This window comes from Halorientalis brevis (assembly GCF_023077655.1).
Window position 1 is genome coordinate 21972 of sequence record NZ_JALLGV010000014.1, and the last position, 25421, is coordinate 47392.

Below are 25421 nucleotides of genomic sequence, written 5' to 3' on the forward strand. Positions count from 1 at the left end.
AGCGATTCAGTCGCCGCTACTGGTCCTGGAAGTACGCGTCGAGGAGCTTTCGCTGACTGGCGCGGAGATGGTGCAGCAGCGTCGAGCCGGTGATGTCGAGGGAGGTTGCGACTTCTTCTGCGGTGCTGCCCCGCGGGGACTCGAAGTAGTCCGCGAGGTACGCGGTCCGAAGCACGACGCGCTGGCGCTCCGTCAGTCGCTCGTCCAACTCGTCACGGAATTCGCGAGCGGTCGTCACCGACCGCTCCCGTTCACGTTTGGCGACGACGTCAGCGTCGTAGGTGCGGCTGACTGCGTCGCTCATTCGATGCACGTCCGACTCCGGTGGGAGATCCACGACGATCTGGCCAGTCCCGTCGTCGAACCGCGCCCGCCGTACCGTGCCGCCGAGCGACGAGACTGCGAGCAGCGGTGTCGACCCCTGGATCTCGAGTTCGACGGTGGGATCGGACTGCGAGTCGCCGATGGCTCGGACGTCACCGATGCACTCCATGTCGCTGGCGACAGCGGCGATCTCGTCGAACGCTGCGCCCTCGATCACGGTATAGCAGAGGAGCGTCTCGTCCCCGCGCGGGACCATCCCGTCGAGCGTGTACTCGGTGTCGAGTGCGCCACTGAGCGAGGCCATGACCGAGTCGGCTCCGACGCTGAAGGTGACTTCCGTCACGCTGTCGGAGAGCAGCAGGTTGCGGTTTCGGGCAGCGGTGACCGCGAACCCGGCGACTTCGCCGAGCGTCTCGAAACTCCTGCGCTCCCGGTCGGAGAACGCGTCCGTGCCGTCCGCGTAGACGCCGACGACGCCGTAGACGTTCGCGCCGTACACGAGTGGAATCGCCAGCGCCGATTGGACGCCATCAGCAAAGCCCGCCATGCGAACGCGCTCGGGCACCGCCGCGTCGTCCGCGAGCGGATCGGCAGCCTGGAGCTGTCCGCTCTCGACGGCCCGCTCTTCCGGCGTCGGTGCTGGCCCCGTGAGCGCGTCGCGGACAGCAGCAAAGGTCTCACCGGTATCGCCCGCCGCAGCGCGGATGGTGAGGTCGTCACTCCCGATCTCGCGTTCGCCGACCCAGGCGAACTCGTAGAGTGCCGTGTCACCGAGTTCGCGACAGATGGTCTCCGCAATTTCCTCCCGCGTGGAGGCGTCGACGAGCGCCGCCAGCACCTTCGAGAGCACTTCGTCGATGAGCGTGATCCGTTTCCGCTCTGTCCGGAGCCGTTCGACCGATTGTTCGTACCGCTGTCGCCGCGTCACGTCCTGGAGGTAGACGACGACGTCGGTGTCGGTCGGGACAACCGAGACGGCGAGCCACAGTTCCAGATCGGGGTAGTACTCCTCGAACTCCACCGCACACACGTCCTCCCCCTCGAACGCACCGAGGAGCGTATCCTCGACAGACCGCGGAAACACCTCGGCTATCGGGACGCCAGACGGGTCGGCTGTGACGTCGATCAGCCCGCGAGCAACGTCGTTGATGGCGGTGACAGTCCCCTCGGGCGAGACTTCGAGAACGCCGACGGGTGCGCGCTGGAGCCGATCGTCCATACCTGCTAGCAGCCGTACCCTTCGATATCGGTTTGTCGGTTCTGTTACTGGGTTGTCCACTTTTTTCCTCTCAAAATCTGATCTCGAAGCGCGCACCCCCGTCGTGAGCGGCCGTGAGCGTTACGTCCCAGTCGTGTGCCGCCACGATCCGCTCGACGATCGCGAGCCCGAGCCCAGTTCCCCCGTCTGCCGTGGAATATCCGGGGTCGAAGACGACGTCGTGGTCGTCGGGCGGGACGCCTTTTCCATCATCGGCGACGTAGAAGCCGTTCTCCAGCGCACCGACCGTGACCGTGATCGGCGAGTCAGCGGCGGTGGCCTCACTGTCGTGTTCCGACGATGATAGGGTTGCTGCGGAGCCGTGTTCGACGCTGTTCCGAAAGACGTTCTCGAACAGTCTTCGGACGCGATCCGGGTCGGCAGTGGTCGTCGGAAGCGGCTCCTGGACGTCGAGCGTCGCGTGGGTGGTCTCGACGGACTGCCACGCGTCCTCGGCGGCGTCCCGGATCGAGACGTCTTCAGCGGGCTCGACGACGCTGTCACCGCGCGCGAGCACGAGTACGTCACGGATGCGCTGACTCATCCGGTCGTGTGCACTGGCAACCGCGTCGAAGTGCTCGGTCTCACCTGTCTCCCGTGCAGCCCGGAGGTGGGCCTTCGCGACGTCGAGCGGATTCCGGAGATCGTGGCTGAGGACGCTCGCGATGTCTCCGACGCCTGCAGTCTCCGCCACAGCCGGATACTCGTCTAGGGCGGTGAACACGAGGTAGCCAGTCCCGTCTCCGGTCGCAACGATGCGTGCGACGTACGCCCCGTGCTCGCCGACCCCGTCGAGATAGATACCGACGTCGTCGCCGCGAACGAGCTGCGTTGCTGGCTCCTCGTCGCCGGTCGATTCGACGACGCCGAACTGCTCGAAGACGCTCGCGACGGGTTCCTCGGTCGAGTTGTCGTCGAACGCAGTCTCGAACGCGTCGTTCGTCGCCGTGATGTAGGCAGTCCCGTCCTCGCTGGCGTACGCGAGCACCGGATCGGGGTGCATGTCGAGTGGGATCGCGGCGTTACTCTGGTTTGTCATCGATCGTATTCCTCGGGAGGGCAGTCGGCCGACCTGTGAGCGAGACACCACCGTCGGCGGAGGCGGACCGGGTATCTGCAGCGATGCTTTCTAGCTATGCAGCGGTGACCGCGTTCGGCCACCTGCGGTGGATCGGTTGGTTGGTAACCATTCCCGTGAGTGCCCTCGCATATGAGAGCGTTGTCACTCGGTTCGGTTTAGTGTTACCCAGAGTTACTGTGTGAGAAACACCGACTCACCATTGACGTCTTGTCTCGGTCATCCGTCACAGTCAGCCGATCACACTCGGCTTTCAACGCATGGACTTGCTCAAAAAGGTCATGGATGCGGGAGTCGAGCCCCGCCATCACGGGACGCCACGCCTTAGGGGGGAAGGGAGCATGGGGATACGTCCCGCGACGAGAGAATATCAGTTGCCAGTGAAAGAAAGCGTACCGAGCATTCTCATCGTGTGAAAATGTAGTGTTGGATGAATTATATTATGGGGCAATGGCTGGGGGATACCAATCGGACGAGCGTCCAGTCTATCCCATCGGATTGTGGCGGCGCGAGCCAGGACACGTCCACGACTCTGTAAGCATGTGATCACACCGCCAAGCGACGCCGTCCACCGTACGAGAGGGCCGATTCCGTCCGCGACGCATGGATCGGGCAATCTCACCGTTAACTGATGACGACCGAGACGCAAACAGTAAGAATTTCGTCGGATGACTGTTCAAAATCACTAGATGGATCTCGACGGTGGCTACTCCACGTACACTTCTCGCCTGTTATTGGCCGCTGTGGGGTGTGTCGCGCTCTTTCTGATCCAGCTGCAGAACTATCTCCTCTTTCACAGTCTCGTGGAACTGTTCAGCATTCTCATCGCGTTCGCGGTGTTTATCGTCGCCTGGAACGCTCGGGCGGAACTCGAGAGCACGTTCCTGTCGGTGCTCGGCGTCGCGTATCTGTTCATCGGTGGGATCGACTTGTTACACACGCTCGCCTACAAGGGGATGGGCGTGTTTCCTGGATACGGAGCCGACCTCCCGACGCAACTCTGGATTCTCGGCCGCTATCTCGAAGCCTTCACGCTCGTCGGGGCGGGCGTGGCCGGGCTGGTTTCGAGTGACGACGACTCCTCCCTCGGACAGTTGTGTAACCGGCTCGTGCCGGGCGTCGGGGTCGGATACACTGTCGTCACCGCGCTCGGTCTCTCCTCGATATTCGTGTTCGACGTCTTTCCACGAGCGTACGTCGAGGGTAGCGGTCTGACGCAGTTCAAGATCGGCAGCGAGTATCTCATCGTCGCACTGCTCGTCGTCGCGCTAGTGCTCCTGTACAAGCAGCGAGAGAGCTTCGAGCCGTACGTCTATCGGCTGCTCGTCGTTTCGATACTCTTGAGTACGGGGTCGGAACTCGCTTTCACGTTCTACGTCGACGTGTACGGGCTCTCGAACGTGGTCGGTCATCTCTTCAAGTTCGGCTCGTTTTCGTTGATCTACTTCGCGGTCGTGCAAACCGGGATCACGGAGCCACAGAAGACGCTCTACCGGACGCTGGCGGCGCGGGAAGCCGAGGCGCGAAAGTTCAAGGAAGCGGTCGAACACTCGGGGCACTCGGTCGTCATCACCGATCGGGACGGCGTGATCCAGTACGCCAATCCGGCGTTCGAGGAGGTCACGGGGTACTCGCTCGAGGAAGTGCGCGGCAACCGGCCGAGCATACTCAAATCCGGCGAGCACGACGAAGCGTTCTACGAGGATCTGTGGGCGACGATCACTGCCGGAACGGTCTGGGAGAGCGAAATCGTCAACGAGCGGAAAGACGGCGAGCAGTTCGTCGTCAACCAGACCATCGCGCCCATTACCGACGAGGAGGGGACGATCCAGAACTACGTCGCCGTCCACATGGATATCTCCGAGCGCAAGAAACAGGAGCAGGAACTCCTGGACCGCTACGAGTCGCTGTTCAACAGCATCCGGGACGGCATCCTGATGACCGATACCGACCGTCGGATCACCGACGTCAATCCGGCGTTCACGGACCTCTTTGGCTACGACCTCGCAGAGATCGAAGGGCAGTCGACTAGAGACCTCTACGAGGACGACGTGGCGTTCGAGCGGATGGGGACGGCGATCGAGAAGCACGAAGGTGACCAGCGATTCACCCGGACGACAACCTGCCAGAAGAAATCCGGTCAGTGCTTCCCCGTCGAAGTTACCATCTTCTACCTTCGCGACGCTGACGGGGACGTCGTCGGCTACATCGGGCTCATCAGGGACATCACTGACCGTGAAAACCGGATCCAGCAGTTGCAAGTCATCGATCGGGTTCTCCGGCACAACCTCCGCAATGCGATGAACGTCATCGAGGGGTACGCAACGGTCATCCGAGAGTCGGAGTCTGGGGACACCGCCGCGAACGCACGACAGATCGTCGCAACGAGCGACGATCTCCTCAAGACCGTGAGCAAGGAGCGAGCCATCATGAACTTCCTCACCGAATCACAGTCCGTGGAGACGATCGATCTGGCCGAGATCGTGAGAACGATCGTCTCGACTGCCCGCGAACGGCACCCGGACGCCGATATTTCGCTGTCGGTTTCTGCGCAGTGTTCGGTCCGCGTGGTCGCCCCGATCTCTCGAGCTATTGGGGAAATTCTCGAAAATGCCGTGCTCCACTCGGATCAGTCGACCCCAACGGTGTCGGTTGCTGTGGAACGCGCGGACGGCATGGTCGAAATCAGCATCACTGACGACGGTCCGGGAATCCCGGAGATGGAACGCCAGGTGTTGACGAAACAGTCGGACATCGATCCGTTGTATCACGGCAGCGGTCTCGGTCTCTGGTTGGTGACGCTCATCGTCCAGCAGTCCGACGGCACGGTGGCGTTCGAAGACAACGACCCTCGCGGCAGCGTCGTCACCATTCGACTGCCGACTGCCTGATGCTCTCTGGAGAAATATGGAACCCATCGCTCTGGGAGGCTGCCAGCTGTTCTGAAAGTCTCGCGGACGCAGGTGCTCGAAACGTGTTTCGGAACCCATTCCAGCAGGCTCACAGAGTCTAAAGAAAACACCACGACCACAGAAGCTGCGACAGACGGTCCGAGATAGCGGTTCACTGCTGCAGACGCCACCGTGACTATCGTGATCTCCCTACGCACGGACCACTCTCTGACCCCACTCTCGCGGCGCAGACTCTTCAGCCGGGAGTGGACTGCGGACCACGTCGTTGAAGCGCCCAGCCCCGCAATCCTCGCGGCAATGAGACACGGCACTGACGACACGGACTGGCCACTGTCCGAGCGGGAGGCAGGTAGGCACGAGCACACCCACCTCGCCGAGCGCATTGCAACGACGCCACACGACGACCTCTCGCTAACCGACGTCGAGGCGTTCGGGCAACTGCTCGAGACGGTCGACGAGGCTCTGGGCGACGGTGACGCGACGACAGCGGCGGCCCACCTCGCTGCGTTCTGGGAAGCGTACCTTCGGGCGGGACTCCAGGCGGAACGCGACGACGTCCCGTCCGAGCCGCGTGCACTCGTCGAGGCAGGGAACGAAGCTGGGCTAGTTGGCATGGATCTGTACCAGGGCCTGCTGCGGTTTTTCGACGTGGTGGCCGACGCCACCGCCAGCGACGCGGACACCCCGTCCACGCTCGAGAACTGGACGCGACGCATCCTCGATCTCACGGGCCAGTTGTCCGACCACGTCGACGACCATCACTCGTGATCCGTCACCTGTCGGCTGATGCGTTCGGTGGACGGTCCCCCTGTCAGGGCCCCCGGACGACTCCCAATCGACCAGGGCGGAGGGAGAATACAGGACCTGTGCAACACCGTAACAGCTCCAACCGGCAGGGAGGGGAACCCTGGTGACGGTCTTGTCGAGCCCGGAAGTAATCTCATCAATCCAATAGCTAACATCCTCACTGAGTTACTCCTCGAATGCCTGGCTGCGAGTCTGCAAGGATGAAAGAAAATTATAACTAAACGTAGTAGCTAGGGACTGAAAATGCCGTCTGTCAAACAAGATCTTGCATTATTACAAGATGAACACAAGGGATTTCTTACAGAACTCCTGAATGCTGTGCAGGATATCTTCTACGTGTACGACTTGGACGGCAACTTGCTATTCTATAACGATCGGGTGGAGGAAGTAACTGGATACAGCCCCTCTGAGCTCCAGTCGATGCAGCCCTGGGACTTCGTCGTCGAAGCGGATCGTGACCGGGTCATCGACGAAATCGCTCACGTCGTTGAGAACGAACAGGAAGTGCAACTCGACACCCGGTATTTAACAGCAGCTGGCAAATCAGTCCCGTACGAGTTCACAGGCTCGCCATTGTATGACTCGGAGGGCAATGTGGTCGGCTTCGCAGGCGTTGGGCGAGATATCAGCGATCGGAAGGAGCGCGAACAGGAACTCGAACGCAACCGTGAGTTCCTCAAACAGACCCAAACAGTCGCCGAGATCGGTAGCTGGGAGATCGATCTCCGAACCGAGACGTTGCGCTGGACCGACCAGGTCTACAACATTCACGGGGTCGATCCCGATACTGACGTCAGTATCGAAGACGCAATCGAGTTCTACCACCCGCAAGACCAGGATACGATCCGAACTGCGCACGAGCGCCTGACGACCGAGGGTGAGCCATACGATTTGGAGTTGCGAATAACGCGGACTGACGGGGAAACGCGCTGGGTACGAGCGCTTGGAGAGCCCTGGTACAAGGACGGCGACTTACTCGGCGCTCGTGGCACGTTCCAGGACATTACCGACCGCAAGCAACGAGAACTCTCCGTCAAAGAACAGCGGAACAACCTCGAAGTGCTCGATCAGATGGTCCGACACGACATCCGCAACGATCTCCAGGTCATCACTGGGTACACTGAAGCCCTCAAAGCGCACGTCGACGAGACCCAACAGGAGTACATCGGGCGGATCCTCTCGAGTGTGGACACAGCAGTCGAACTGACCAAGGCTGCGCGTGATCTCGCGGAGGTAATGCTCCAGACGGGGGAGAAACAGGAGTCGCTTCGCCTCAAACCCGTCCTGGAGGCGCAACTCGACGAGATCCGGACAGCGAACGACGACGTGGCGCTCACGGTCGAGGGGCAGATTCCAGATACCCATATTTTGGCCGACAGTATGCTCTCGTCGGTGTTCCGGAACCTCCTGAAAAACGCCGTTCAGCACAACGACAAGGAGGTCCCAGAGATCGTCGTGTCGGCGACAGAGCAATCCGGGACAGTCGTCGTCCACATCGCGGATAACGGACCGGGTGTCCCCGAGTCCCGGAAAGACGACATCTTCGGGAAAGGAGAGATGGGACTCGAAAGCGAGGGGACTGGCATCGGCTTGTATCTCGTCAAGACGCTCGTCGAGAACTATGGGGGAGAGGTCTGGGTGGAGGACAACGAGCCGACCGGGGCAGTGTTTACTGTCGAGCTGCTGTCTCCCACTGAGAGATAACGACTTTCTCGAACGTACTACGTACCCCATCGCCAATCCGCCACCGGAGGACGCAGAGCTCCATCTCAGCACTCGACGCTCGCTAGCGTACTATCTCGCCTTGTCCCGTCTTCTGTTCCTGTGTACGCGGGTGGAGCTGGCAACTGCAGCCGGCCCGCCGAAGAGTGAGTGTCACTGTGCAGGACGGGTCATTGCCTCGTCCCGTGGACGGTCAGGAGGGGATCAGTCGTAGTAACTCAGCCGCTCGGTCACCTCGGCAAAGGCGACGTTCTCGCGGACGTCGCTAATCTCGACTGCGACGCGCTCCCCCTGGTCAGTATCGGGTACGATGACGACGTACCCACGCTCGACTCGGGTAATCCCGTCGCCTTGCTCCCCCAGATCCTCGATTTCGACCCGGCGGATCTCACCTTCTTCGACCGGTGGCCGTTGTGACGCGCGGTCTCGGGATGGCTGTGTCTCCGTCTTCGTCTCTGTCTCCGTCTCCGTCGCCGTCTCTTCGTCGTTCGATGGCGACGGCAACACTGCAATCCTGTATGTCTCGTGCTGTGCAATCTCGCCGAGCTGAACTTCTCTGTCTGGTACCTCGATAACGTACGAGCCGTCTCGTTGTTCGACCTGGGCAGTAAACAGACTGCGAAGCGTGTCCGGTATCTCCATCTGATGTCTCTCTTGGACGTTACGTGCCGTAGCGCACTTGACTCTACTGTCCGAGACGGCCGATCGGCTCACTCTCCTCGCTCGGTCTGCATTCTCCCACAGCGGATCTCTGTCGTGGCTCGAACGCTGGTGGATAGCGACAGCGCCCCCGTTTGGGTGGTCGTCCCTGCTGCGGTCGTCCTCGTTGCGACCCCGTTGTCTCTCGACGGGTTGTTGACGTACCCGGGAGCCGGTGACACGAGCACGAGTGAGACACAAGTGGCTGTTTGAGCATTGGCTACACCTTTCCGAGTGGGCCTGTTCGGATTTGATATGAACCGGCGGACGTATCTCACGGCAGTCTCTACTGCTGGCGTCACGGTCACAGCAGGCTGTCGCACGCCTGCTGGGCAGCAGACCCTTTCAGAGCCGACTGTGAGCACTGACTCCCCTGGACGGAAGACGCTCACATTTCTGGCGAACGAGGAGGAAGTGGGCCATGTCGGTGTCGATGGGAGCGTTGACGCCGACCACATCCGGCTCTCGACGGAAATCTGGCGTGACCTCCTCCACGACCTGAAGGCCGTGGCATCCGGCCACCGGATGACTACCGTGTTAGACTACGGCATTCCGGTTCCAACCCGCACTCAGAGGGAACCGGCAGCATACCGGCGAAACTCTCGTTTTCTCCCTCGCTATAGGGCTGTGGCCCGGTCACGCAGGCCCCATCGGATCGATGTCATTGCCGTGTGACGAACAGACCGCGTTCGTCACCGCCCCTTGTCTGTTGGGGGCCGGCGTCTCACCGATTCCGTAGCAGTTTCAGGTACGTCGGGCCACAACAAAAATATTCGGTTGGTCATCCAGTCCGGCCACAGTTCGGTGGTTTTCTCCCACGGAGTGTCCGCTCAACCCCCGCCTGTTCGCTCCTCGGTTCCGACAGGTGTCGGAACACTCGTCACTCACGAGAAGGCGGGGGTATGCGCTCGTATCTCTATCAGGACGGAACGGTTGTGACGTCGATCAAATTGCGACTCTGGATGCCAGCAATCGCAACTGACTCGCCTGCGGAGGTCGCTGTCGTCTCTCCAGTTCAGGGAGACAGCTCACCGCCGCCATCGGTCTCCCTCTATACACCCGCTCGGGAACTTGGGACGGTCGTCGAGATCACCGACCTAGACGACCTCGCGGACGAGACGATCAGCACCCTCGATCTCATCGTCATCCCGGGAACAGACACGGCGACAGACCTCACGATCCACGCAACTATCGACCTGTCGGGTGGAACTGCCTTCAGCAGTGATTACACGCTCGCCGGTGAACTCCAGCTTTCCTATCCAGCACTCGCGGCCCAGTAAGTGGCCCTGCCGCCTGCTGATGGCGACCTCGCCACTCCCACTCTGTTCACAGACACGCTGAACTGCCCGAACGGTCCCCCACCGCGTGGCTGCCCGGATGCCCGCGGCACCTGCTACGATTCCGGCCAGTTCGGTTCTGTGTCGTCGGTCGTCAACTCGCAGAACCGTCTGAGGAACGTCTTGCGGTCGGTACGGCCGGCGTCGGCCGCCACGAGCGTCGCCTCGAGGCCGTCGCGGGGCTGGTGGCAGCACGCACGGTCGCAGGGCTTACAGAGGTATTCGAACGTCTTGTCCTCGCGGTTCCAGCGGTCGCCGTGTTTGTCGTACTCCCGAGCGTCTTCGCGGGCGAGCGTCTCGCCGCAGGCGATGCAGGTCACCTCCTGGTCGGCGTCGCGTCCCCATGGCGTCGAACTGGGCATCGTTACCCGTCTCCCTCCCTTCCGAGCGTGTCGCGGCTCACTGCAACCGCCTCCATTCGACAGTACCCCACTGCCTGCCGGGCGTCGAGAGCACTAGGCGCATGACAATTGAATCGTTGACACGGAGACGAGAAGCGAGTTGGGTCGTATGCGTTCGCCTCTTTTTAAGGCTGCTGTGAGGCGGACGGTGGCGCATCGGCCACCCGGTTTCTACGGAGCAGTGCGGCAGTGAATCGCTCAATACAGACTCATACGAGAGCGGACTGCTTGCTCTGAAACGTAATGTTCACCGGTCTGTGGGATGGCTCATTGATATGGTTGCGCTCCCGCGAGCCTCTCGCCCGGCAGTATTGCTCACGGTTGCAGTGCTGTTGACTGGCTGTTCGGGTCTACCTGTCGTGGGCCAACAGACGGCCACACAACAGCCGACGGTAGCGGAGTTTTCGTACCCAGCAGGGTGGTCACAAGCGGGGATTACGGACTTCTCGGCCGCGCTGGAAACGCACGATGAGACGGTCGCAAATGTTTCCCGGGAGAGTCGGCTGGTCATTACCGACGAGGACGCGAATCGGACGGTAGTCAGAACGCTAGATACCGAGGCTGGGACCGGCTCGCTACGCTTTGTCGACACGCGATTCAATAACGACGTCCATGCATACTACAGTGCTGCGGGTGTCTTCGAGTATGATCGGACGACGGGAGAGCTGCGTCGCAGCCCTGATGAGAACTGGACGGCAGCCGATGTAGCCACGGTGGCAGGGCTGGAACGACCACTCCGGAACCTCGAACTGACCGCGACTGACACTGTCAGCGTCGAAGGGACGACGGCTGTCAGATATACCGTGACTGGTATTCAACACCCTGACTCAGTCCCGTCGAACACTGCAACGGGGCACGTTACTGTTGCCAGAGAGGGATTCATCGCCGCATACAACGTCACGAGAGGCAACGAAGAATTCACGCGCCAGACGCGCTATGACCTCTCTGCGTTGGGTACTGCAACGGTGACACGGCCAACGTGGATGCCCGATGGGTGACCGCCAGTGTTGGTGAGGAGTCATCAGAACCGGTATGAAACCACCGGTGGCTGGCTGCTCTTCTCTCCCTTGAGAGCCGCACAACATGGTATGCAGAAAACATATACTTCCTTGTCTTTGTTCTGGGATTAATGGGAACGGATCGAAATTGGGGCTTCGTGGCGGGCGGACTGTTTTTCCTCCTGATCGCTGTGGCAGGATGGCAACAAGGTGGGGCGACCACGTATGTCCATACACTGCAAAGCGAGGGGGATACCACGTTTAACGAAACCCGCGAGGGGCACATCCGATATACGAGTCTTTCAGCCCACGGACAGCGTGTCGTGGCGAACACGATCGAGCGTGGCGAATACGTTGTCGACACCGAAGACGAGACTGTCTCGCATTTCGACTATCCGACGGACACGAGTGATCTCGGGTCAGGGTGGTACGTCATCCACCGTGGCGAGTCCAACTACACTCTCATGACGCACAAACAGAACGACGGCGTCACTGACTTCCTCTCTATCGTCGTTCTCGCGGCCACAGCATCCGTTGGACTCCTGCTCTGTTACTTGGGGATCGCACCTCTCTAACGGAGTATACATGAGATGAGTCCAGAATCCAGGGGAATGATTCAGGAAGCTGACCGTGACACCAGCACAGGGATGAGAATTGGAATCGCTCTTGGAGCAGGGCTCGTGTCGACTCTCCGTCCGGTTCCAGAAGACGGCGGCGACTGGGTGGACGAGACCCGAGTGCGTCAGTGCCCCGGTCGCCGTGATCTCCCCGAGACGTGGTGCTGTCCGCGTCCGTGGGGGTGTTCGGATCTGGCATCAGTCTCGGGCCTCACGACGGGTAGCTCGAGGGTCTTCTAAGACACACCGAGCTCGAACACCACTCTCTGGCTGTCGTTGTCCAATCTCTGATGGAGACAGCCATCACCCCGACCGAATGAACTTCGCGCTACTAAGAAGAACGATCAGGAGACCGATGCCTGCGAATTTCAATGGTGCATTTGACGTCTTCTCTTTGAGGAACGCGTTTCCAGGCGAAGACCGGGAGACGTACGCAGTCACCGTCTCGTTGATCTCGTAGTCGTCCAGGACGGCCTGGGCCTTCGATTTCGTCTCGTAGTTTGGTGTGACAGAGGCTGGATACACCTTCGTTCCCGTGTACGATTCACCCTCGTACCGATAGGTGAACGTGACTGTCGGTTTGTACTCGACCCCACCGCGGCGCTGTGAGACGGTGTCGACGCCAGTCTCAGTAACCGTTGCGTTGACCGTCACTGCGTTCGAGATGGCGTCGGATTGCTGTACATAGTCGTATCCGCCGTACCCAGCGAGGGCGAGACCGATGCTGATCATCAACAGCACACCACGAGCCGAGTCACTCCCCGTACTCCCGATCGAGAGTCCTGACTCTGGAGACATACGCGAGGAGTTCCGTCGGTCCATTAATAAAAGACCCCAGTGATCTTCAGATCTAGAAGGTTGGCGTCATGGAAGGCAGGATGGGTGGAAGCCGATCCCGACATAATCGGGATCGGCGCTTCCAGTCACGGGGACCATGCGGGAGTGACACTGCACCGTTGGAAGGGATGGTCACATTGGGGAACCATCTCCGATGTCTCCCGTGACATGAGAGATTCCTGCTCAGGACAGAATTATAAGTTACGGTATCTCTTCGATTTGTAATTCAAATGTATTATCCCGCTGTTGTTGGAAAACGTCAAAAACGGACTAGTTTGTGATACTTAAAGAATAGGCGCCCCTAACTGAACAGCAGGTCGGACAGTGCCGTTATCCCGGTTGTACGCCCATTTTCGAGTGCCGTTCGAGACGACGACGTCCGGTCCAGGGACAGCCGATATCGCTCGTAGTCGAATGTGTGCAGTCGTTGGCCGCCGTGTTACCTGCCAGTCCGTTCGCTCCGTCTCGCCACCTCTCGTGACGACGAACGATCGGCGGCTGACGCTCGGCGCACTCACAGCGTACGTGGTTTTAGTCAACCTCTACAACGACATCCACACCGCAACGCTGCTGTTCCTCCACCGGGGTCAAGCTCAGGTTCTACTGAACCTGCCCGACTGGGCGTTCCTCTATCGCCTCTTCCAGCCTAGCGAGGCTTATTAGCGCCTGCTTCAGCTTGGATTCGATATCGAGCGCGCGAACCGGTACCGGGCAGCTGGCACGCCATTCTACGTCGATTGGTGGATGGGGATTTTCGTCCTCAGTATCTACTGTGTGTGTTCACTCGGCATTGGCTATCGAAAATTCAAGGTCGGCGACCTGTGACATCCCACAGGCACACAGCCTGAGATTCCGCAACGAGTCACAGGTGGTCGGAACAGTATGACAGTGGTAGCGAGGGAAAGCCAATCGGCGTTTGCAGTGCGGCGGCAGTCATGTCTGAATCAGGCCGTAAAAAATCACTATGAGGCCACTGATACTGACCGTTTGAATGACCAACTCGGACTGTAGTGCAGTGAGAATCCGCAGGTCGAGTAAGACAAGATCGATGATCGAGGCGATCGGAATCATGAGCACGAGCCCGAGTGCGAGTGTCAACATTGGGCGACTGTCGTTGCGCCGGTACCCGCGATAGCTCTGATACGCAACGTATGTCCCAACAACGATTGTTGCCAGGTGTGAAATAATCGAGAGCGACGTAATCAGACTCGTCATCCGTGATCACCTCGAGACGGGTCAATCACGTAGAGGATTATCCCTAATCCGAGGAGGCGGAGTCCATTTGTGACTATCGTGATGAGCCTGTTATCTAATACCGTGAAAGTCGAGAGGGAGGTGTTCATGACAATTGGAAGGCCGCTAGTGAATGCAATGCCGATGGATAACCCGAGTAACGCCGGATTGTGGGCCCGCCGAAAACCCTGAATCCCTCTCAGTAGAATGATAGCAGAAATGATAACCGCGACAAGTAATCCCAAAAATAGCACAACACTAGCTACAGTGTTGGTCCCGCTGGTTGATGCAGTTTGGAGTGGACTGACGATCATTAGAGTTCCTCGAATAGTTTGGTGAGGCGGTCAGCGGCATCCGTCTCTGTGCGCTCAACAGTGAGGGCAAAGTGTCCGTTCTCGAGATCGATCGTAACACTGGAGAGCGTGGCGTAGTATTCCTTGGCGTGGTGTCCATCCAAGTCCACGCGTTGTCGAGTCTCAACCAAATCTAATTCACATAAACGCTCAAGCCGTCTGTAGATGGTTGGTTTCGACATATCATACTTCTCTGTAATTTCCTCGGCGGCGAGTGGTTTAACGCTCGTTGCCCGGAGAATCGAACGAGCGTACTCATCAGCGAGGATATCAGCGATGTCGTCGAACTCTGCGTCATCGCTCATGCCAAGTGGTGAACATTTGAGCTACCGTTCGACCGGTGTTGTCGAACACAGTCGTTCTATTGCAGGAATCATATATAAACCAAATGCACAACTTCTGTGTCAGTAACGACGCGAAAATATTGTATGTGTAATATGTAATCCTTTTTCAGGAGGTGCCAAAGAGACTGCTAGCGAGGCGTGCGTCGCATGATCCTATAATTGTAAGTCACAAATCATTTCCGGCGTAACCAGGAATATTTAATTGCCTTGCCCAAACACGTTCAGTCGTGCCGTATCGATCTCTCCTAACGAATCCTCGTCAATTCTTTCGGGGGCAGGTGGGGGAGCCAGACCGCCTCTTCGTACTGCTGATTCTTCTGGCAGCGGGTTGTGTTCCGTTGATAGCACAGCTATCACTCACCTCAGCCATTGTCCTCGAGTCAGATAACAGTCTGACACTATCGTACGTTGTTGGTGGGGAGACTGCAAGTGTCGCTGTCTCTGCAGTCGGATCCTCACTGGCTAGCTTTGCCAGTGCACTGGTTTATTGGATTGTTGCAACGATCGGTGCGTACCTGCTAACGGCTCCGTTTTCCGACTCCGGGGACCTCCGCACGACATTGTGGATCGTGGGCTGGGGGTTCGTTCCGCCTCTTTTCTCGGGCGTACTCTGGCTCCTCGCAATGATCGTGAGTATTCAGGCGACGCCAACGCCGACCACCGTTGCTGCGAGTTCTGAATTCATCCGTGCCGTCCAACAGACGCAGCTGGTGAGAGCAACACACTATCTGGATTACGGTGCGACCCTGTGGGCTGGTGGGCTGTGGACGGTTGGAGTGAGGGTTGTTCGAGACGTATCGTGGTGGCAGGCAGCACTGGCCGCGGTACCGGGAGTTGCGATCCAGTTAGCTCCATACCTGCTGCTTTGAAAGGATGGAGAAGCTGGCCACGATGCCCTCTCAGCAGCGGGACGGTGAAAGAAACTCTCTCGTCGAGTCTCTGCAGGAGAGCTGAGTCTGGCGTACTCCGAGGCCTGGTGGCAACTAGCGTACTGACTACTCTGCGGCCAGTGTGGGTGTCGGATTCTCCTTCGCAATGACGATGGTGGCGACGAGGAGGACAGTTACAACGGGAAAGATGTATACCCAGAGGACGGCCTGCCAGAAACCAATCACAAGGAGGCCACACACCCCGACAACCGCCACTAGTTCTCGTTGAAAGATGACTCCGGCTTCCCCCAATACTGCCAACCCTCCGAGACCTGCGAAAAATATCACGCGTGTCCGTGAGTATCCCAGTTGCATCAGAAAGTACCCTAACGTACCAAGAAACGCCAGGACACTCACGGTCGATAAGCCCCGCACGATGGATAGGCGATCGATCGACATCACGGTGGAAGTATCGCGTTCATGTCGTTAAATCGTTCCCTGAACCGATGCGGACGAGGAAACGACAGTTCACTACGCTTGTGGTCTCACTGCTGAGCGACTCAAAGCGAGGATTGTTCTTGATTTCGCATTAGGTGGGCTCCAACTTACTCGGACTGTTTTCGGCTGCGGTCCGCATTGGCCGGCGCCCGTGTCGGACCCAACAGTGACACTGCAATCGAGGCGTTGGTTCTGGCGTACGCGTTCAGAATATGTACCGCGACGATCCCGAGAACTACACCACCTGGGACTGCCAGCAAACGTTGAGTCGGAGTCTGGAAACTGTGGGCGACCCGCCAGCCGACCACTTGGACATTTAACACACCGTCCGTGAACAGCGGTAGCAGGGTGAGTTCGATGGCGGTCCCCAGAAAGGTGATCAACAGGATCAGTGAGAGAATGCCGAGCCAGAACTTGAGCAACACGAATCCAAGCCCCCGCCATGTTGAGGAGGCCTCGAAGTACGCTGTGACGGTCTCGATGAGTCCATCGGTTGTCTGCTCGACGTCCGTTGGTGCGGTGATCTCCGTGCCAAGAAGGGTATTCGCCAGTCGCCGCTCGAATGATGCGATGACTCGCAGTCCGATACCAGTCGCAAGCAAAATTCCTAGTCCGACGAGTAGTACCGACAGTCCCAGGCCCAGAGCAAAACCCACGACTACGATCACGAAGTACGCCAGTCCGAGCGGAAACGTGAGCACGAGGTACAGCAGGTTCTTATACGTCTGTGCCTCCGTGAGAGGGCGAACACCGTCTGCGATAGTGGATCCGCTTACTGTCCCATCGGTCCTCGGCTGATCCATCGTACTCTCACTTAATCGGACACCGGGGAAAAGAGAGGGTGCGGGACTTCTGTCTCAGAAACCCCGAGGGAGTCCATTCAGCATTTTCGAGGTGGAGCCTCCGGCCTCAAGGAGCGACCGAAGCGTAGCGAAGGGAGCGAGTAGGCCGGAGAGGATCGCGAGGGATCGAAGCTCCCTCTGACCATGCGAACCGTCCTGTGGCCCGTGAGCAGAAACCGACACAGTACGACGCAACCGACATACTACGACCGCTCGACTCTCGAATACGTAAGAACCGTCGGGCACACATCTGAAATATGGAGGTCAGGCGTACCGCGCCCGTCAAACTTGTCGTTCCCAACGAGCGCCGCGATGACCTCCACGAATCTGCCCGGCAGTTCCTACAGGTCACTCATATACCAGGCACTGCAGAGAGAACAGTTCCAAGCAGACTCAGACAGGCGGCACCGACGAACGCAAAGAGGGTGGCAGTGGAGATTTCAAACTCATCAGGATCGGTTCGCAGTGATTCGTAGCCAGCACTGACAATCATCCCACCCCCACCGATTGTCATAAGCAGTACCGGAATACTATGGTCGCCAGCAATGAGCGATCGCACCGCTGGGAACCCAAGCGAAAGCCCGATTACTGAAAGAGCGCCGTTGTAGACGTACAACCGTTCCATAGGCCTTTTTCCCAACTCTTGCTTACTCAATCAGCACGCGCATCGAGCACCGAATCTGCTACCCGCCCGGTCAGTATAGGTAGTTCAAATACCGACACAGATCACGGATCTACCCACACTCCGTCAGAAACTGGGTGCGGGATAGAGCGTGACCTCAGCGAAGAAACGTGCCGACAGAAGCGGTTGAGCCTATGAAACAGCGGTCGAACATTTTTACCGATTGGTGGCAACTCCGATATCAAGGAGTTCGTCGTATGCCCTCCATTGAGTCCTTTCCGACAAAGCGCGGCACAGCACGGTTCACTGAGGATTCTATACACTTTGAGGAGTCGTTTTCCGGCTACATTCAGTCCCTCTATCAAGAATTCTGGCAGCGCGGGACCTGGTGGCACAACGGAATCTTTGTCGGGTACATACTTGCATTTCCAATCGGACTGGGGTGGGTTGTCAGCGCAGTCCGCGGTGGTGATTTCTTCTTCTTAGCTGTCGTTGTTGGGTCGATAGCAATGTTCTGGGTGATGAATTACGCGCGCGGATTCCGATCGCCAGATCGGATTCAGCTTGACACAATCGAGAAGGTCTCTGCGACGGCTGGCATGAAAGGACTGACACGCCCACGGCTCATTATCACTTACATCGACGGGGAAACCACCTACAGGCGTCGGGTGAACCTCCAGCCGCTCTACACGAGTAATGGTGAGACAGCATACGAACAGGCACAGGCAGCGTTTGCGGAGCGCGGATTCTGAACCGTTTCCTATCGGGCGGGAACTTCCTCTCCACGGTGGTTATTGGTGCTGGATATGCAGCGGCGGTTCGAGTGCCAGGCACTATGTCCATGACAACTGACGGCCACCCGTACCCTGCCGCCCCGCAGCAAGAGGGCGGTCTCACAGCCCTCGCACAAGTCGAGACCGCACTTTTTCGGCGGCTGGGCGTGGGCAACAGGGTACTCGATGCCACGCCGTGATGCAGGCTCGCCTGCTGTGGCGGGGCTGGCGGTAGCTGGCACTCATGACTGCGGGCACGGAGCAGGCACCACCAGTCACGGTGGTATCCGTCTGTGAACGCCGCCGAAGCTGCGCTGACGGAAGTCACCTCGGGACAAGCCCTGTAGCATCTGCTTCGATACCGTTGCGAACTGAGCGGTGGCGTTCTGGAATCGTGGCCAGCCCGCCTCAGTAGTACGTGATGGCGCCGCTGGATGGTTAAACACGTCCTTGAGTCACCACAAGTTGTTTTCCTGCTGGAATGACTGGTTCGTCCATGCAACGCCGAACAGTCGTTCGCGCTCTTGGCACAGGTACCGTCCTGTTCACTGGCTGTCTCGACCGCTCGCAGTCGGGGCCTGCCGAGCCCAGCACCAAGACGACGTCGAGCGAGCCGTCGACGGCTTCCGCGTCCCCCCGCCTGTCGATCACGGACGTTCGCTCCTACACGCATGCGATCCGGCTCAACGACCTGGGGGAGTCACCGCGCGGCGACGTGCCCGCTGTCGAGTCGTTCAGTGATCGCGAGCAGTCCGTCGTCACGTCGGCGATCGACGAGACGTATACCACTCGGTCACCGCCGGAGTGGCTTCTGCAATTCGTCGCCGAAACTACCTACGTCAGTCAGGAGGACCAGTACTACCGGCTGACAGCCACGATGCCGACGACGACCATTACTGCGACGCCTGTTTCGCGGGACGACGTGACGGGCGAGATCGCCTCATACGAGGCGTACGAACAGGCCGTGACGCATGATGGCGTTGTCATGTCCGGCCTGCTGCGCAGTGCCCAGCAGGGCGGTGAAACTCTGCCCTACGTCTGGCCAACACTCGACTCGTTCCTGTCCACGTACGACGCCGTCGAGTATCACGGCGACGTGCTCGCACTCTCGACGACGCGGAACGACCCAGGCTCACCCTACAGCGTCGACGCAACTGTGGCCTCGTTGTCGGACCTCGCAGGCGGGTCCGTGTGGCGTCTTTCCGCTGCGTCCCCGGCGGTCCAAGACGTGGTTCGGTCCGCCGCCGCGAAGAGCGGGTTGTACGCGTTCGAGTCCCCACCCGATGGACTGCTAGCACAGTTACGAGAGCACAAGTACGTCTACGTCGGCGGGCGGTTTTACACGACGTACGTCGAGCAAGCCGGTCCCCAGCCGCTCGAGATCGATGCCACGGTCGAAGATGCGACGCTCGACGCCGACGGGGCGCGAATCCGATTGACGCTCCGGAACACAGCGGACAGTGAGCTCGACATCTCCAGCGGGGCTCCGAAACCGTTCGGCGTGCTCCGGTATCAGCCCGCGAAGTCGACGGCGGACAGTGGGCTCCTCTGGTCGCCGGCGTACGAGGACTCATCGCACGTGCACACTGAGGACGGTGAGGTCACTGCGGTCAACTCGATCGCGCTCCAAACGTCGATCGAGCCAGACGGAACGGTCGCACGGACGTTTACCGTGGATGATCCCAGCCTCTCCCCGGGGCGCTATCGCATCGAGAACGACGTCGGCTACTCAACGGCAGCAGCGCGTGATGGGACCTTTCCCTACGTCGTGCGGTTCGCCGTCGAGGTGTGAGTGCCGTTTGCTCTGCCCTAACGGTGTGCACTGTTGCTGGAGCCTAAGCGTGAGCGCCGAACAGCTGGACGCGAAGGTCGGAGCAGTGGCCGAGTCGTCACTCGCTGCTCGCTGGTGAGTGGAGTGTCCTCGAACGTGACCGCTACGCTCGGCAGTCAAATCGGGAGATGACGCATAAGAGCAGGGAGGCGCTTCCGAAGGCGCACGCGAAGGGGTCCGGACCGAGCACTGATTCGCGTCATTTCCTCCGCAGTCAATGCAAAATCGAAGACGTCGAGATTCTGGTGCAGGTGATCCGGCGTACTCGCCTTCGGAATCGCCACGACGCCGTCCTGTTGGACGAGCCAGCGGAGGGCAACGTGGGCTGGACGCTTGTCGTACCGCTCGCCGATTCGTTCGAGGACAGCATCGGACAGCACGTCTCCCCGGGCCAGTGGACTGTAGGCAATGAGGGTGATGTCGTGGCGGGCGCAGTACTGTTGCAGAGTGGACTGGTCCGTGTAGGGATGATAGAGGACTTGGTTCGCGACGATGGGCACTGCAGCGGTTTCCTGTGCCGTTTGCAGCTGTGGAAGCGTAAAATTGCTCACGCCGATCTGTCTCACCAGCCCTCGGTCGCATAGTTCGGCCATCGCGTCGAGGGTCTCTTCGATCGGTACTCGGGGGTGCGGCCAGTGGATCAACAGGAGATCGACGTACTCGACCTGTAATCTATCGAGACTATCCGTGACGGATGCAATGACGTCTTGATACTGGAGATTTGAGCGCCAGACCTTGGTTGTGAGGAAGACCTCCTCTCTGTCTACGTCGGCTTGTGCGAGCCCGCGCCCGACTGCACGCTCATTCTCGTAGTGTTGCGCGGTATCGATATGCCGATACCCTGCGTCCAACGCGGTTTGGACAGTCTGCGTACACGCTTCCCCGGTGTTCTGCCAGGTCCCAAGTCCGAGCTTGGGAATGCGGGCGGTCGCTGTCTCGACAACCTCCATGTCTCTTTGCGAGTCTTTCAGGAATAGAATAATAAACCGGGCGGCTCGGACACTACGGCAGTTCTCAGAAGTCCAAAATCGATCACGGAATGTGCTTACTCTGCCCTCTGAACTGACCGGGACAGGTCCCCTGTCTTCCTCGTCTTTTGCCGCAAGGAGTCCCATCAGGCCGAGGTTGCAACAGATGACGACCGCCAGAGATGGCTCTCGAACGGCGCCCCGGCAAACGCCTGCCACGCCTCGTAGCCGAAGATAAAGGCGGTCACTCCGAGGAGTGCGACGAATACGGCGAATCGGTTTTCGGATCGCATCCACTCCATCCGGGTTTCGATGGCTGCGTCCCTCGACATATTATATTCTAAACTGACACTTTCGTCAACTCATTCGACCGGTGTAGACGTGCGTTGGCGTCTCGCGATCCTGGATCCGCTCGTAGACAGCGTCCTATCTTGTAGTACACGCCAATCGTGAGTCAGCGTCCCACGTCCCCTGAATCCCACAGAAAGAAGAGCGTGAATACTGCAAAGAATACGATAACCCAGACCAACCGTGGGAGGCTCCCAGGTTCGGGATCTCCTTCGAAGGGCAGGGTTACAACGGTAGCAACGAACAGTGAGCCGAGGAGAGCCAAGACGTATTTCCCGCCTGCTCGGTTCGTGTTCGTCTCGCTATCCATATTCTATCTATCTACTCATGAGCAGAAAAACAGTGTGCACATGCAGTGGACAGCGTTGGTTCGCACGTCATGATCTGTGCCACTGACAGGTGATGTCCTGTCCCCCCGCAGCAAGACGACGGTCCCCAGTCCCTCCGACGGTCGCGCGGCGCTCGAGCCGGGCCGGTCCCACGGCCCGCGCGCACGTCGAGCCCACGCTCGGTCGGTGGCTGGGCGGAGGGCAGTCGTGTGGTGCTGGTCTGGCTGGTGTAGAGACGCAACTGCTCATCAGCGTCGTGCGCAGGCGAGCTGCTCCTGGAGCTGTCGTGACGGGTTCGAACCAGCGCCGGACGAGACGTCCAGTTCCCCACCTGCTCGTGGCTCCCGGAATCAGTCCCTGGCACAAATCGGCTGCTGCAGAGAGTAGGTGTCGTCAGTGAGTGTCTCCCGGTCGGTTCACAGCTCCAGTCGTCACCCCTGCTTTGAGGTCGCTGTGTGAACTTCATAACCACTAAGCGTCCTGCGAGAACTCTCTGGCAGCAATGCCCTCCACCGTCGGTTCCCTTGCCCGCGAGCTCTCGCGTCCGTACTACGAGGATGCCTTCCCCGCACACGATATCTTCCACGCGAAACGAGTGCGTGACGTGGCCCTGCAACTGGCGGCCCAGCATCCCGACAGTGTCGACCGGGAGGTGCTGGCTGGCGCTGCGTGGTTCCACGATATTGGCCGGCCACTCGAACGCGTCGGCGAGATCGAAAACCACGACGCGTGGGCGGCCACCGAAGCCACGACCCTCCTGCAGGCTGAAGCGGTGGCACCCGACCGGATCACGGCTATCGAGCACTGTCTGCGGGCCCACAGCATCCGGGCGAGTTCGCCCGAGCCAGAGACACTCGAGGCGAAATTACTCTTCGACGCTGATAAGCTCGACGCGGCGGGGGCTGTCGGGCTCGTTCGCCTCGCCTGTATCGTCGGTGAGCGCTCAGGGCGCACCGGGGAGCAGTATGCCGTGATCGATGACGCGTCCACACTCGACGGCCCGAGTCCCGAACTGCCGGACATTGACCTCGTCCGCGAGTGGACCCGCGAGCGGCTCGACGCGTTGTACACTGAACCGGGCCGCCGCCTTGGCGAGTCCCGATGGGCGTTTATGGAGCGCTTCTTCGATCAGTTCGCTCGTGAAATCGACGCGGGGCCAGGAGCGTCACCCGCTGTTCATCACGACGACGGCGAGTGAGTTCCCAGGCCGAGCGACGCTTCGTGGGTCCTCCTGCGTGATCACTGGCTTCGATGCTGCTCGCACGTACCGTGCGCACGAGGCAGGTACCGGGTGCATCCTCGTCTCGTCTGCCATGGAGCCGCCCGAGGGCAGTACCTTTCACTTGTTGCCAACGCCAATGCGACCGCTTCGAAACAGGCGAGCGGTCCCACGGCCCGCGCGGGCGGCGAGTCCGTGCTCTCCCGGCGAGTGGGCGGTGAGCCCAATCACGCTCGTTATTCCAGAGTGGACTGCTCCCCTCGCTCCGCTGTTTGCGTGTCGCGCCACGTGAAGTAATTTGCCAGTGCCGGACCGCTGACGTTGTGCCAGACGCTGAACAGCGCCGGAATGAGGGCAGCCGCGGGTTCAAACAGCGACGCGGCGAGGGCGACGGCAAGGCCACTGTTCTGGAGGCCGACCTCGAACGCGTTCGTGCGTTTTCGGTCCTCGGGCATCCCAGTCGCAGCGCCGACCCCGTAGCCGACGCTCAGGCCGAGGCCGTTGTGGAGCACAACGGCAAGCAGCACGAAGATGCCGGCAGTGAGGATATTCTCGACGTTAGCGCCGACGACACCCGCAACGATCGCGACGATCGCGGCGACACTGACGACCGGGAAGATGTCGACGCCGATCTCCGCGACGCGAGGCGCATACCGATCCAGGATGAAGCGCAGTGTAAACCCGAGTACGACGGGGATGATAACGATCTGGACGATGCTCGTAAACATCTGGGCGAACGTCACATCAATGCTCTCCCCCAGGATGAACAGCGTCCACGCTGGCATCACGATGGGCGCAGCCAGCGTCGTCACCGTCGTAATGGCGACCGAGAGTGCGACGTCCCCGCGGCCGAGGTAGGTCATCACGTTCGACGCGGTCCCACCGGGGGCCGCTCCAACGAGGATCAACCCGACGCCGATGGCATCTGGGAGATCCAACAGGAGATACAGGACATATGCAGCCAGCGGCATCACAAGCCACTGGGTGACTGCACCAATCCCCACGTCGATGGGGCGGTCGACGAGGCGCTGGATGTCTTCGGGTTGGAGGGTCAGCCCCATGCCAAGCATCACGAGCCCGAGCAGCGGATTGACGTACTCGAGGATCGGGACAAATGTCGATGGGGCACCGAGTGCAAGAGCCGCAGCAACGACGATCCAGACGACGAAGTACTTCGTTGCTACTGCAGCTGTCTTGGAAATACTGTTTTTATGACTCATAATTGGCAGTACGTGTCGGTATGAATATGCCCTTCGGAACCGCACACGGGCGACGGGTCTGTATCGGTCACCAGCTGTCCAGAGTGCCATCGAACTCGCATAAATAATGGTAGAATTACATTTACCACCACACCTCCGACACCCTCTCGGAGAGAGGGCTCCTGCATGGTGACCGGGTGTTGTGCGTCGGCCAGGGTTTCACTCGAAACCCAGTGTGTTCCGGGCGATCGGGGTTTGTGCCGTCGTGTCTCACCGGTCTGCCGGCCCTCGTGTCCTGTGGGCAGTGGTCCGTACGAGACTACTGTGCGGAGTCATTGGAGGCAATCCACGCAAGTACCCGATCAAGAACGTTGACTAGGGACGGCTCTCGGCCCTCAATGCGACCCGTGTATGAACTCATCTCCTCGCCAGCTGGAACAAATACAGCGATGTCGTGGGCTCCTCGTCCGGCCGACAAGTAGTCGCCGTCGAAGTGCTCCGTGACATCTCCGTCTCGAAGTAATTCCAGCAGTCGGGAGATCGCAGGTTCACCATAGACGCCGGTTGGAATCCCTTCGACCAACCAGCCCACTACGCTCTCCCCTGTGATGGGGGTGTCGTTTGCGAGAATCGCGACATCGGCCGCCGTCGCACTCTCGACAACCGTGACATAGGGTGGGAGATCGGCCGTAATGTGTGGCCCGAGATACACCGCCGAGTCTCGAACTGCGGTGTGTCGTGGTGTCTCGTCTGTCTCAGTCGCCGGTTCTGTCTCCAGGTTACACCCCGCGAGGCCCGCCGTGGTAGCGAGGCCAGCCACTGTGAGGACTTGGCGGCGAGAATAGCTGTGTGTCATCGCACTGGGCTGCTGCTCGTCGCTACTGATGGTAGAGTGAAATATCTACCCCTGTCGTTCGGCTGGGCTTCGTGTACGGGTGGTGTCTTTGTGGGCCACTGCTGGGGGTGTCGGTTTGCTGGCGGTGTGGGCCACTGGGCAATTTTC

General features: G+C 59.6%; 27 protein-coding genes and 1 pseudogene. 12 read left to right on the forward strand and 16 right to left on the reverse strand.

Translation table 11 applies throughout. The features are described 5' to 3' along the window. Positions 1 to 16: 16 nt before the first annotated feature. Positions 17 to 1543, reverse strand: coding sequence for a bacterio-opsin activator domain-containing protein (locus MU553_RS23090; RefSeq protein WP_247382116.1), 1527 nt, complete (start codon positions 1541 to 1543; stop codon positions 17 to 19). A 70-nt stretch (positions 1544 to 1613) separates the two neighbouring features. After that, positions 1614 to 2621 (reverse strand): sensor histidine kinase, encoded by a 1008-nt coding sequence (locus MU553_RS23095; protein WP_247382118.1) that lies wholly within the window; start codon positions 2619 to 2621, stop codon positions 1614 to 1616. A gap of 728 nt (positions 2622 to 3349) precedes the next feature. On the opposite strand from MU553_RS23095, the gene MU553_RS23100 reads away from it, so the two are divergent. The 3 genes from MU553_RS23100 to MU553_RS23110 all read left to right on the forward strand — a co-directional run bounded on the left by MU553_RS23100 (position 3350) and on the right by MU553_RS23110 (position 8083). After that, entirely contained in the window at positions 3350 to 5551 is a 2202-nt protein-coding gene (locus tag MU553_RS23100) for an MASE3 domain-containing protein (protein ID WP_247382121.1), read from the forward strand. 318 nt (positions 5552 to 5869) lie between these two features. After that, on the forward strand, positions 5870 to 6340 hold the full coding sequence (locus MU553_RS23105) for a hypothetical protein (protein WP_247382123.1): 471 nt from the start codon (positions 5870 to 5872) through the stop codon (positions 6338 to 6340). 282 nt (positions 6341 to 6622) lie between these two features. Then, positions 6623 to 8083 carry a sensor histidine kinase gene (locus MU553_RS23110; protein ID WP_247382124.1) on the forward strand — a complete coding sequence of 487 codons (1461 nt, stop codon included), beginning with the start codon at positions 6623 to 6625 and terminating at the stop codon, positions 8081 to 8083. 222 nt (positions 8084 to 8305) lie between these two features. Here MU553_RS23110 and MU553_RS23115 read toward each other — a convergent pair whose 3' ends face one another. Further along, entirely contained in the window at positions 8306 to 8743 is a 438-nt protein-coding gene (locus MU553_RS23115; protein ID WP_247382125.1) for a TRAM domain-containing protein, read from the reverse strand. Between the two features lie 312 nt (positions 8744 to 9055). On the opposite strand from MU553_RS23115, the gene MU553_RS23120 reads away from it, so the two are divergent. After that, positions 9056 to 9475: a DUF8121 family protein gene (locus MU553_RS23120; protein ID WP_247382127.1), complete on the forward strand. Its 420-nt coding sequence runs from the start codon at positions 9056 to 9058 to the stop codon at positions 9473 to 9475. 227 nt (positions 9476 to 9702) lie between these two features. Next, positions 9703 to 10080, forward strand: coding sequence for a DUF8121 family protein (locus MU553_RS23125; protein ID WP_465262024.1), 378 nt, complete (start codon positions 9703 to 9705; stop codon positions 10078 to 10080). 113 nt (positions 10081 to 10193) lie between these two features. Here the strand turns inward: MU553_RS23125 and MU553_RS23130 are convergent, their stop codons facing one another. Further along, entirely contained in the window at positions 10194 to 10499 is a 306-nt protein-coding gene (locus MU553_RS23130) for a DUF7562 family protein (RefSeq protein WP_247382131.1), read from the reverse strand. Between the two features lie 398 nt (positions 10500 to 10897). Here MU553_RS23130 and MU553_RS23135 point away from each other — a divergent pair, with 398 nt between their 5' ends. After that, complete coding sequence (locus tag MU553_RS23135) at positions 10898 to 11536, forward strand: hypothetical protein (protein ID WP_247382132.1); 639 nt, start codon at positions 10898 to 10900, stop codon at positions 11534 to 11536. Positions 11537 to 11667: 131 nt separating this feature from the next. Further along, entirely contained in the window at positions 11668 to 12111 is a 444-nt protein-coding gene (locus MU553_RS23140) for a DUF7979 domain-containing protein (RefSeq protein ID WP_247382133.1), read from the forward strand. Between the two features lie 345 nt (positions 12112 to 12456). Here MU553_RS23140 and MU553_RS23145 read toward each other — a convergent pair whose 3' ends face one another. The 4 genes from MU553_RS23145 to MU553_RS23155 form a co-directional block, all read right to left on the reverse strand. After that, entirely contained in the window at positions 12457 to 12951 is a 495-nt protein-coding gene (locus MU553_RS23145) for a DUF3592 domain-containing protein (protein WP_247382134.1), read from the reverse strand. A 972-nt stretch (positions 12952 to 13923) separates the two neighbouring features. Next, positions 13924 to 14205: a DUF7521 family protein gene (locus MU553_RS23935; protein ID WP_428222024.1), complete on the reverse strand. Its 282-nt coding sequence runs from the start codon at positions 14203 to 14205 to the stop codon at positions 13924 to 13926. After that, entirely contained in the window at positions 14202 to 14537 is a 336-nt protein-coding gene (locus MU553_RS23150) for a hypothetical protein (RefSeq protein ID WP_247382136.1), read from the reverse strand. Before MU553_RS23150 ends, MU553_RS23935 begins: the two co-directional genes overlap by 4 nt. Next, entirely contained in the window at positions 14537 to 14881 is a 345-nt protein-coding gene (locus MU553_RS23155; protein ID WP_247382138.1) for an ArsR/SmtB family transcription factor, read from the reverse strand. Before MU553_RS23155 ends, MU553_RS23150 begins: the two co-directional genes overlap by 1 nt. A 266-nt stretch (positions 14882 to 15147) precedes the next feature. On the opposite strand from MU553_RS23155, the gene MU553_RS23940 reads away from it, so the two are divergent. Beyond that, positions 15148 to 15789, forward strand: coding sequence for a YIP1 family protein (locus MU553_RS23940; protein ID WP_379814726.1), 642 nt, complete (start codon positions 15148 to 15150; stop codon positions 15787 to 15789). A gap of 126 nt (positions 15790 to 15915) precedes the next feature. On the opposite strand, the gene MU553_RS23160 is transcribed toward MU553_RS23940, so the two are convergent. Further along, complete coding sequence (locus tag MU553_RS23160; RefSeq protein WP_247382139.1) at positions 15916 to 16248, reverse strand: hypothetical protein; 333 nt, start codon at positions 16246 to 16248, stop codon at positions 15916 to 15918. A 146-nt stretch (positions 16249 to 16394) separates the two neighbouring features. After that, entirely contained in the window at positions 16395 to 17090 is a 696-nt protein-coding gene (locus MU553_RS23165) for a sensor domain-containing protein (protein ID WP_247382140.1), read from the reverse strand. A gap of 296 nt (positions 17091 to 17386) precedes the next feature. Between MU553_RS23165 and MU553_RS23845 the strand changes: the two are divergent. Then, positions 17387 to 17473 (forward strand): annotated as a pseudogene (locus MU553_RS23845) (transposase); the annotation flags it as partial. Positions 17474 to 17481: 8 nt separating this feature from the next. Here the strand turns inward: MU553_RS23845 and MU553_RS23170 are convergent. Continuing rightward, positions 17482 to 17754 (reverse strand): hypothetical protein, encoded by a 273-nt coding sequence (locus MU553_RS23170; RefSeq protein ID WP_247382141.1) that lies wholly within the window; start codon positions 17752 to 17754, stop codon positions 17482 to 17484. Positions 17755 to 18008: 254 nt separating this feature from the next. Between MU553_RS23170 and MU553_RS23175 the strand changes: the two genes are divergently transcribed. Next, entirely contained in the window at positions 18009 to 18503 is a 495-nt protein-coding gene (locus MU553_RS23175; protein ID WP_247382142.1) for a hypothetical protein, read from the forward strand. 517 nt (positions 18504 to 19020) lie between these two features. Continuing rightward, complete coding sequence (locus tag MU553_RS23180; protein ID WP_247382143.1) at positions 19021 to 20316, forward strand: DUF8130 domain-containing protein; 1296 nt, start codon at positions 19021 to 19023, stop codon at positions 20314 to 20316. A gap of 155 nt (positions 20317 to 20471) precedes the next feature. On the opposite strand, the gene MU553_RS23185 is transcribed toward MU553_RS23180, so the two are convergent. The 3 genes from MU553_RS23185 to MU553_RS23195 form a co-directional block, all read right to left on the reverse strand. Continuing rightward, complete coding sequence (locus tag MU553_RS23185) at positions 20472 to 21305, reverse strand: aldo/keto reductase (RefSeq protein ID WP_247382144.1); 834 nt, start codon at positions 21303 to 21305, stop codon at positions 20472 to 20474. A gap of 164 nt (positions 21306 to 21469) precedes the next feature. Then, a complete protein-coding gene (locus MU553_RS23190; protein ID WP_247382145.1) occupies positions 21470 to 21655 on the reverse strand; it encodes a hypothetical protein in 186 nt (61 codons plus the stop codon). A gap of 122 nt (positions 21656 to 21777) precedes the next feature. After that, positions 21778 to 21981 (reverse strand): hypothetical protein, encoded by a 204-nt coding sequence (locus tag MU553_RS23195; RefSeq protein ID WP_247382146.1) that lies wholly within the window; start codon positions 21979 to 21981, stop codon positions 21778 to 21780. A gap of 521 nt (positions 21982 to 22502) precedes the next feature. On the opposite strand from MU553_RS23195, the gene MU553_RS23200 reads away from it, so the two are divergent. Further along, positions 22503 to 23198: an HD domain-containing protein gene (locus MU553_RS23200; protein WP_247382147.1), complete on the forward strand. Its 696-nt coding sequence runs from the start codon at positions 22503 to 22505 to the stop codon at positions 23196 to 23198. Between the two features lie 257 nt (positions 23199 to 23455). Here MU553_RS23200 and MU553_RS23205 read toward each other — a convergent pair whose 3' ends face one another. Then, on the reverse strand, positions 23456 to 24439 hold the full coding sequence (locus MU553_RS23205) for a bile acid:sodium symporter family protein (RefSeq protein ID WP_247382150.1): 984 nt from the start codon (positions 24437 to 24439) through the stop codon (positions 23456 to 23458). Positions 24440 to 24737: 298 nt separating this feature from the next. Next, the gene (locus tag MU553_RS23210; RefSeq protein WP_247382153.1) at positions 24738 to 25274 is read right to left on the reverse strand and encodes a hypothetical protein; all 537 of its coding nucleotides are present in this window, start codon (positions 25272 to 25274) and stop codon (positions 24738 to 24740) included. Positions 25275 to 25421 lie beyond the last annotated feature (147 nt).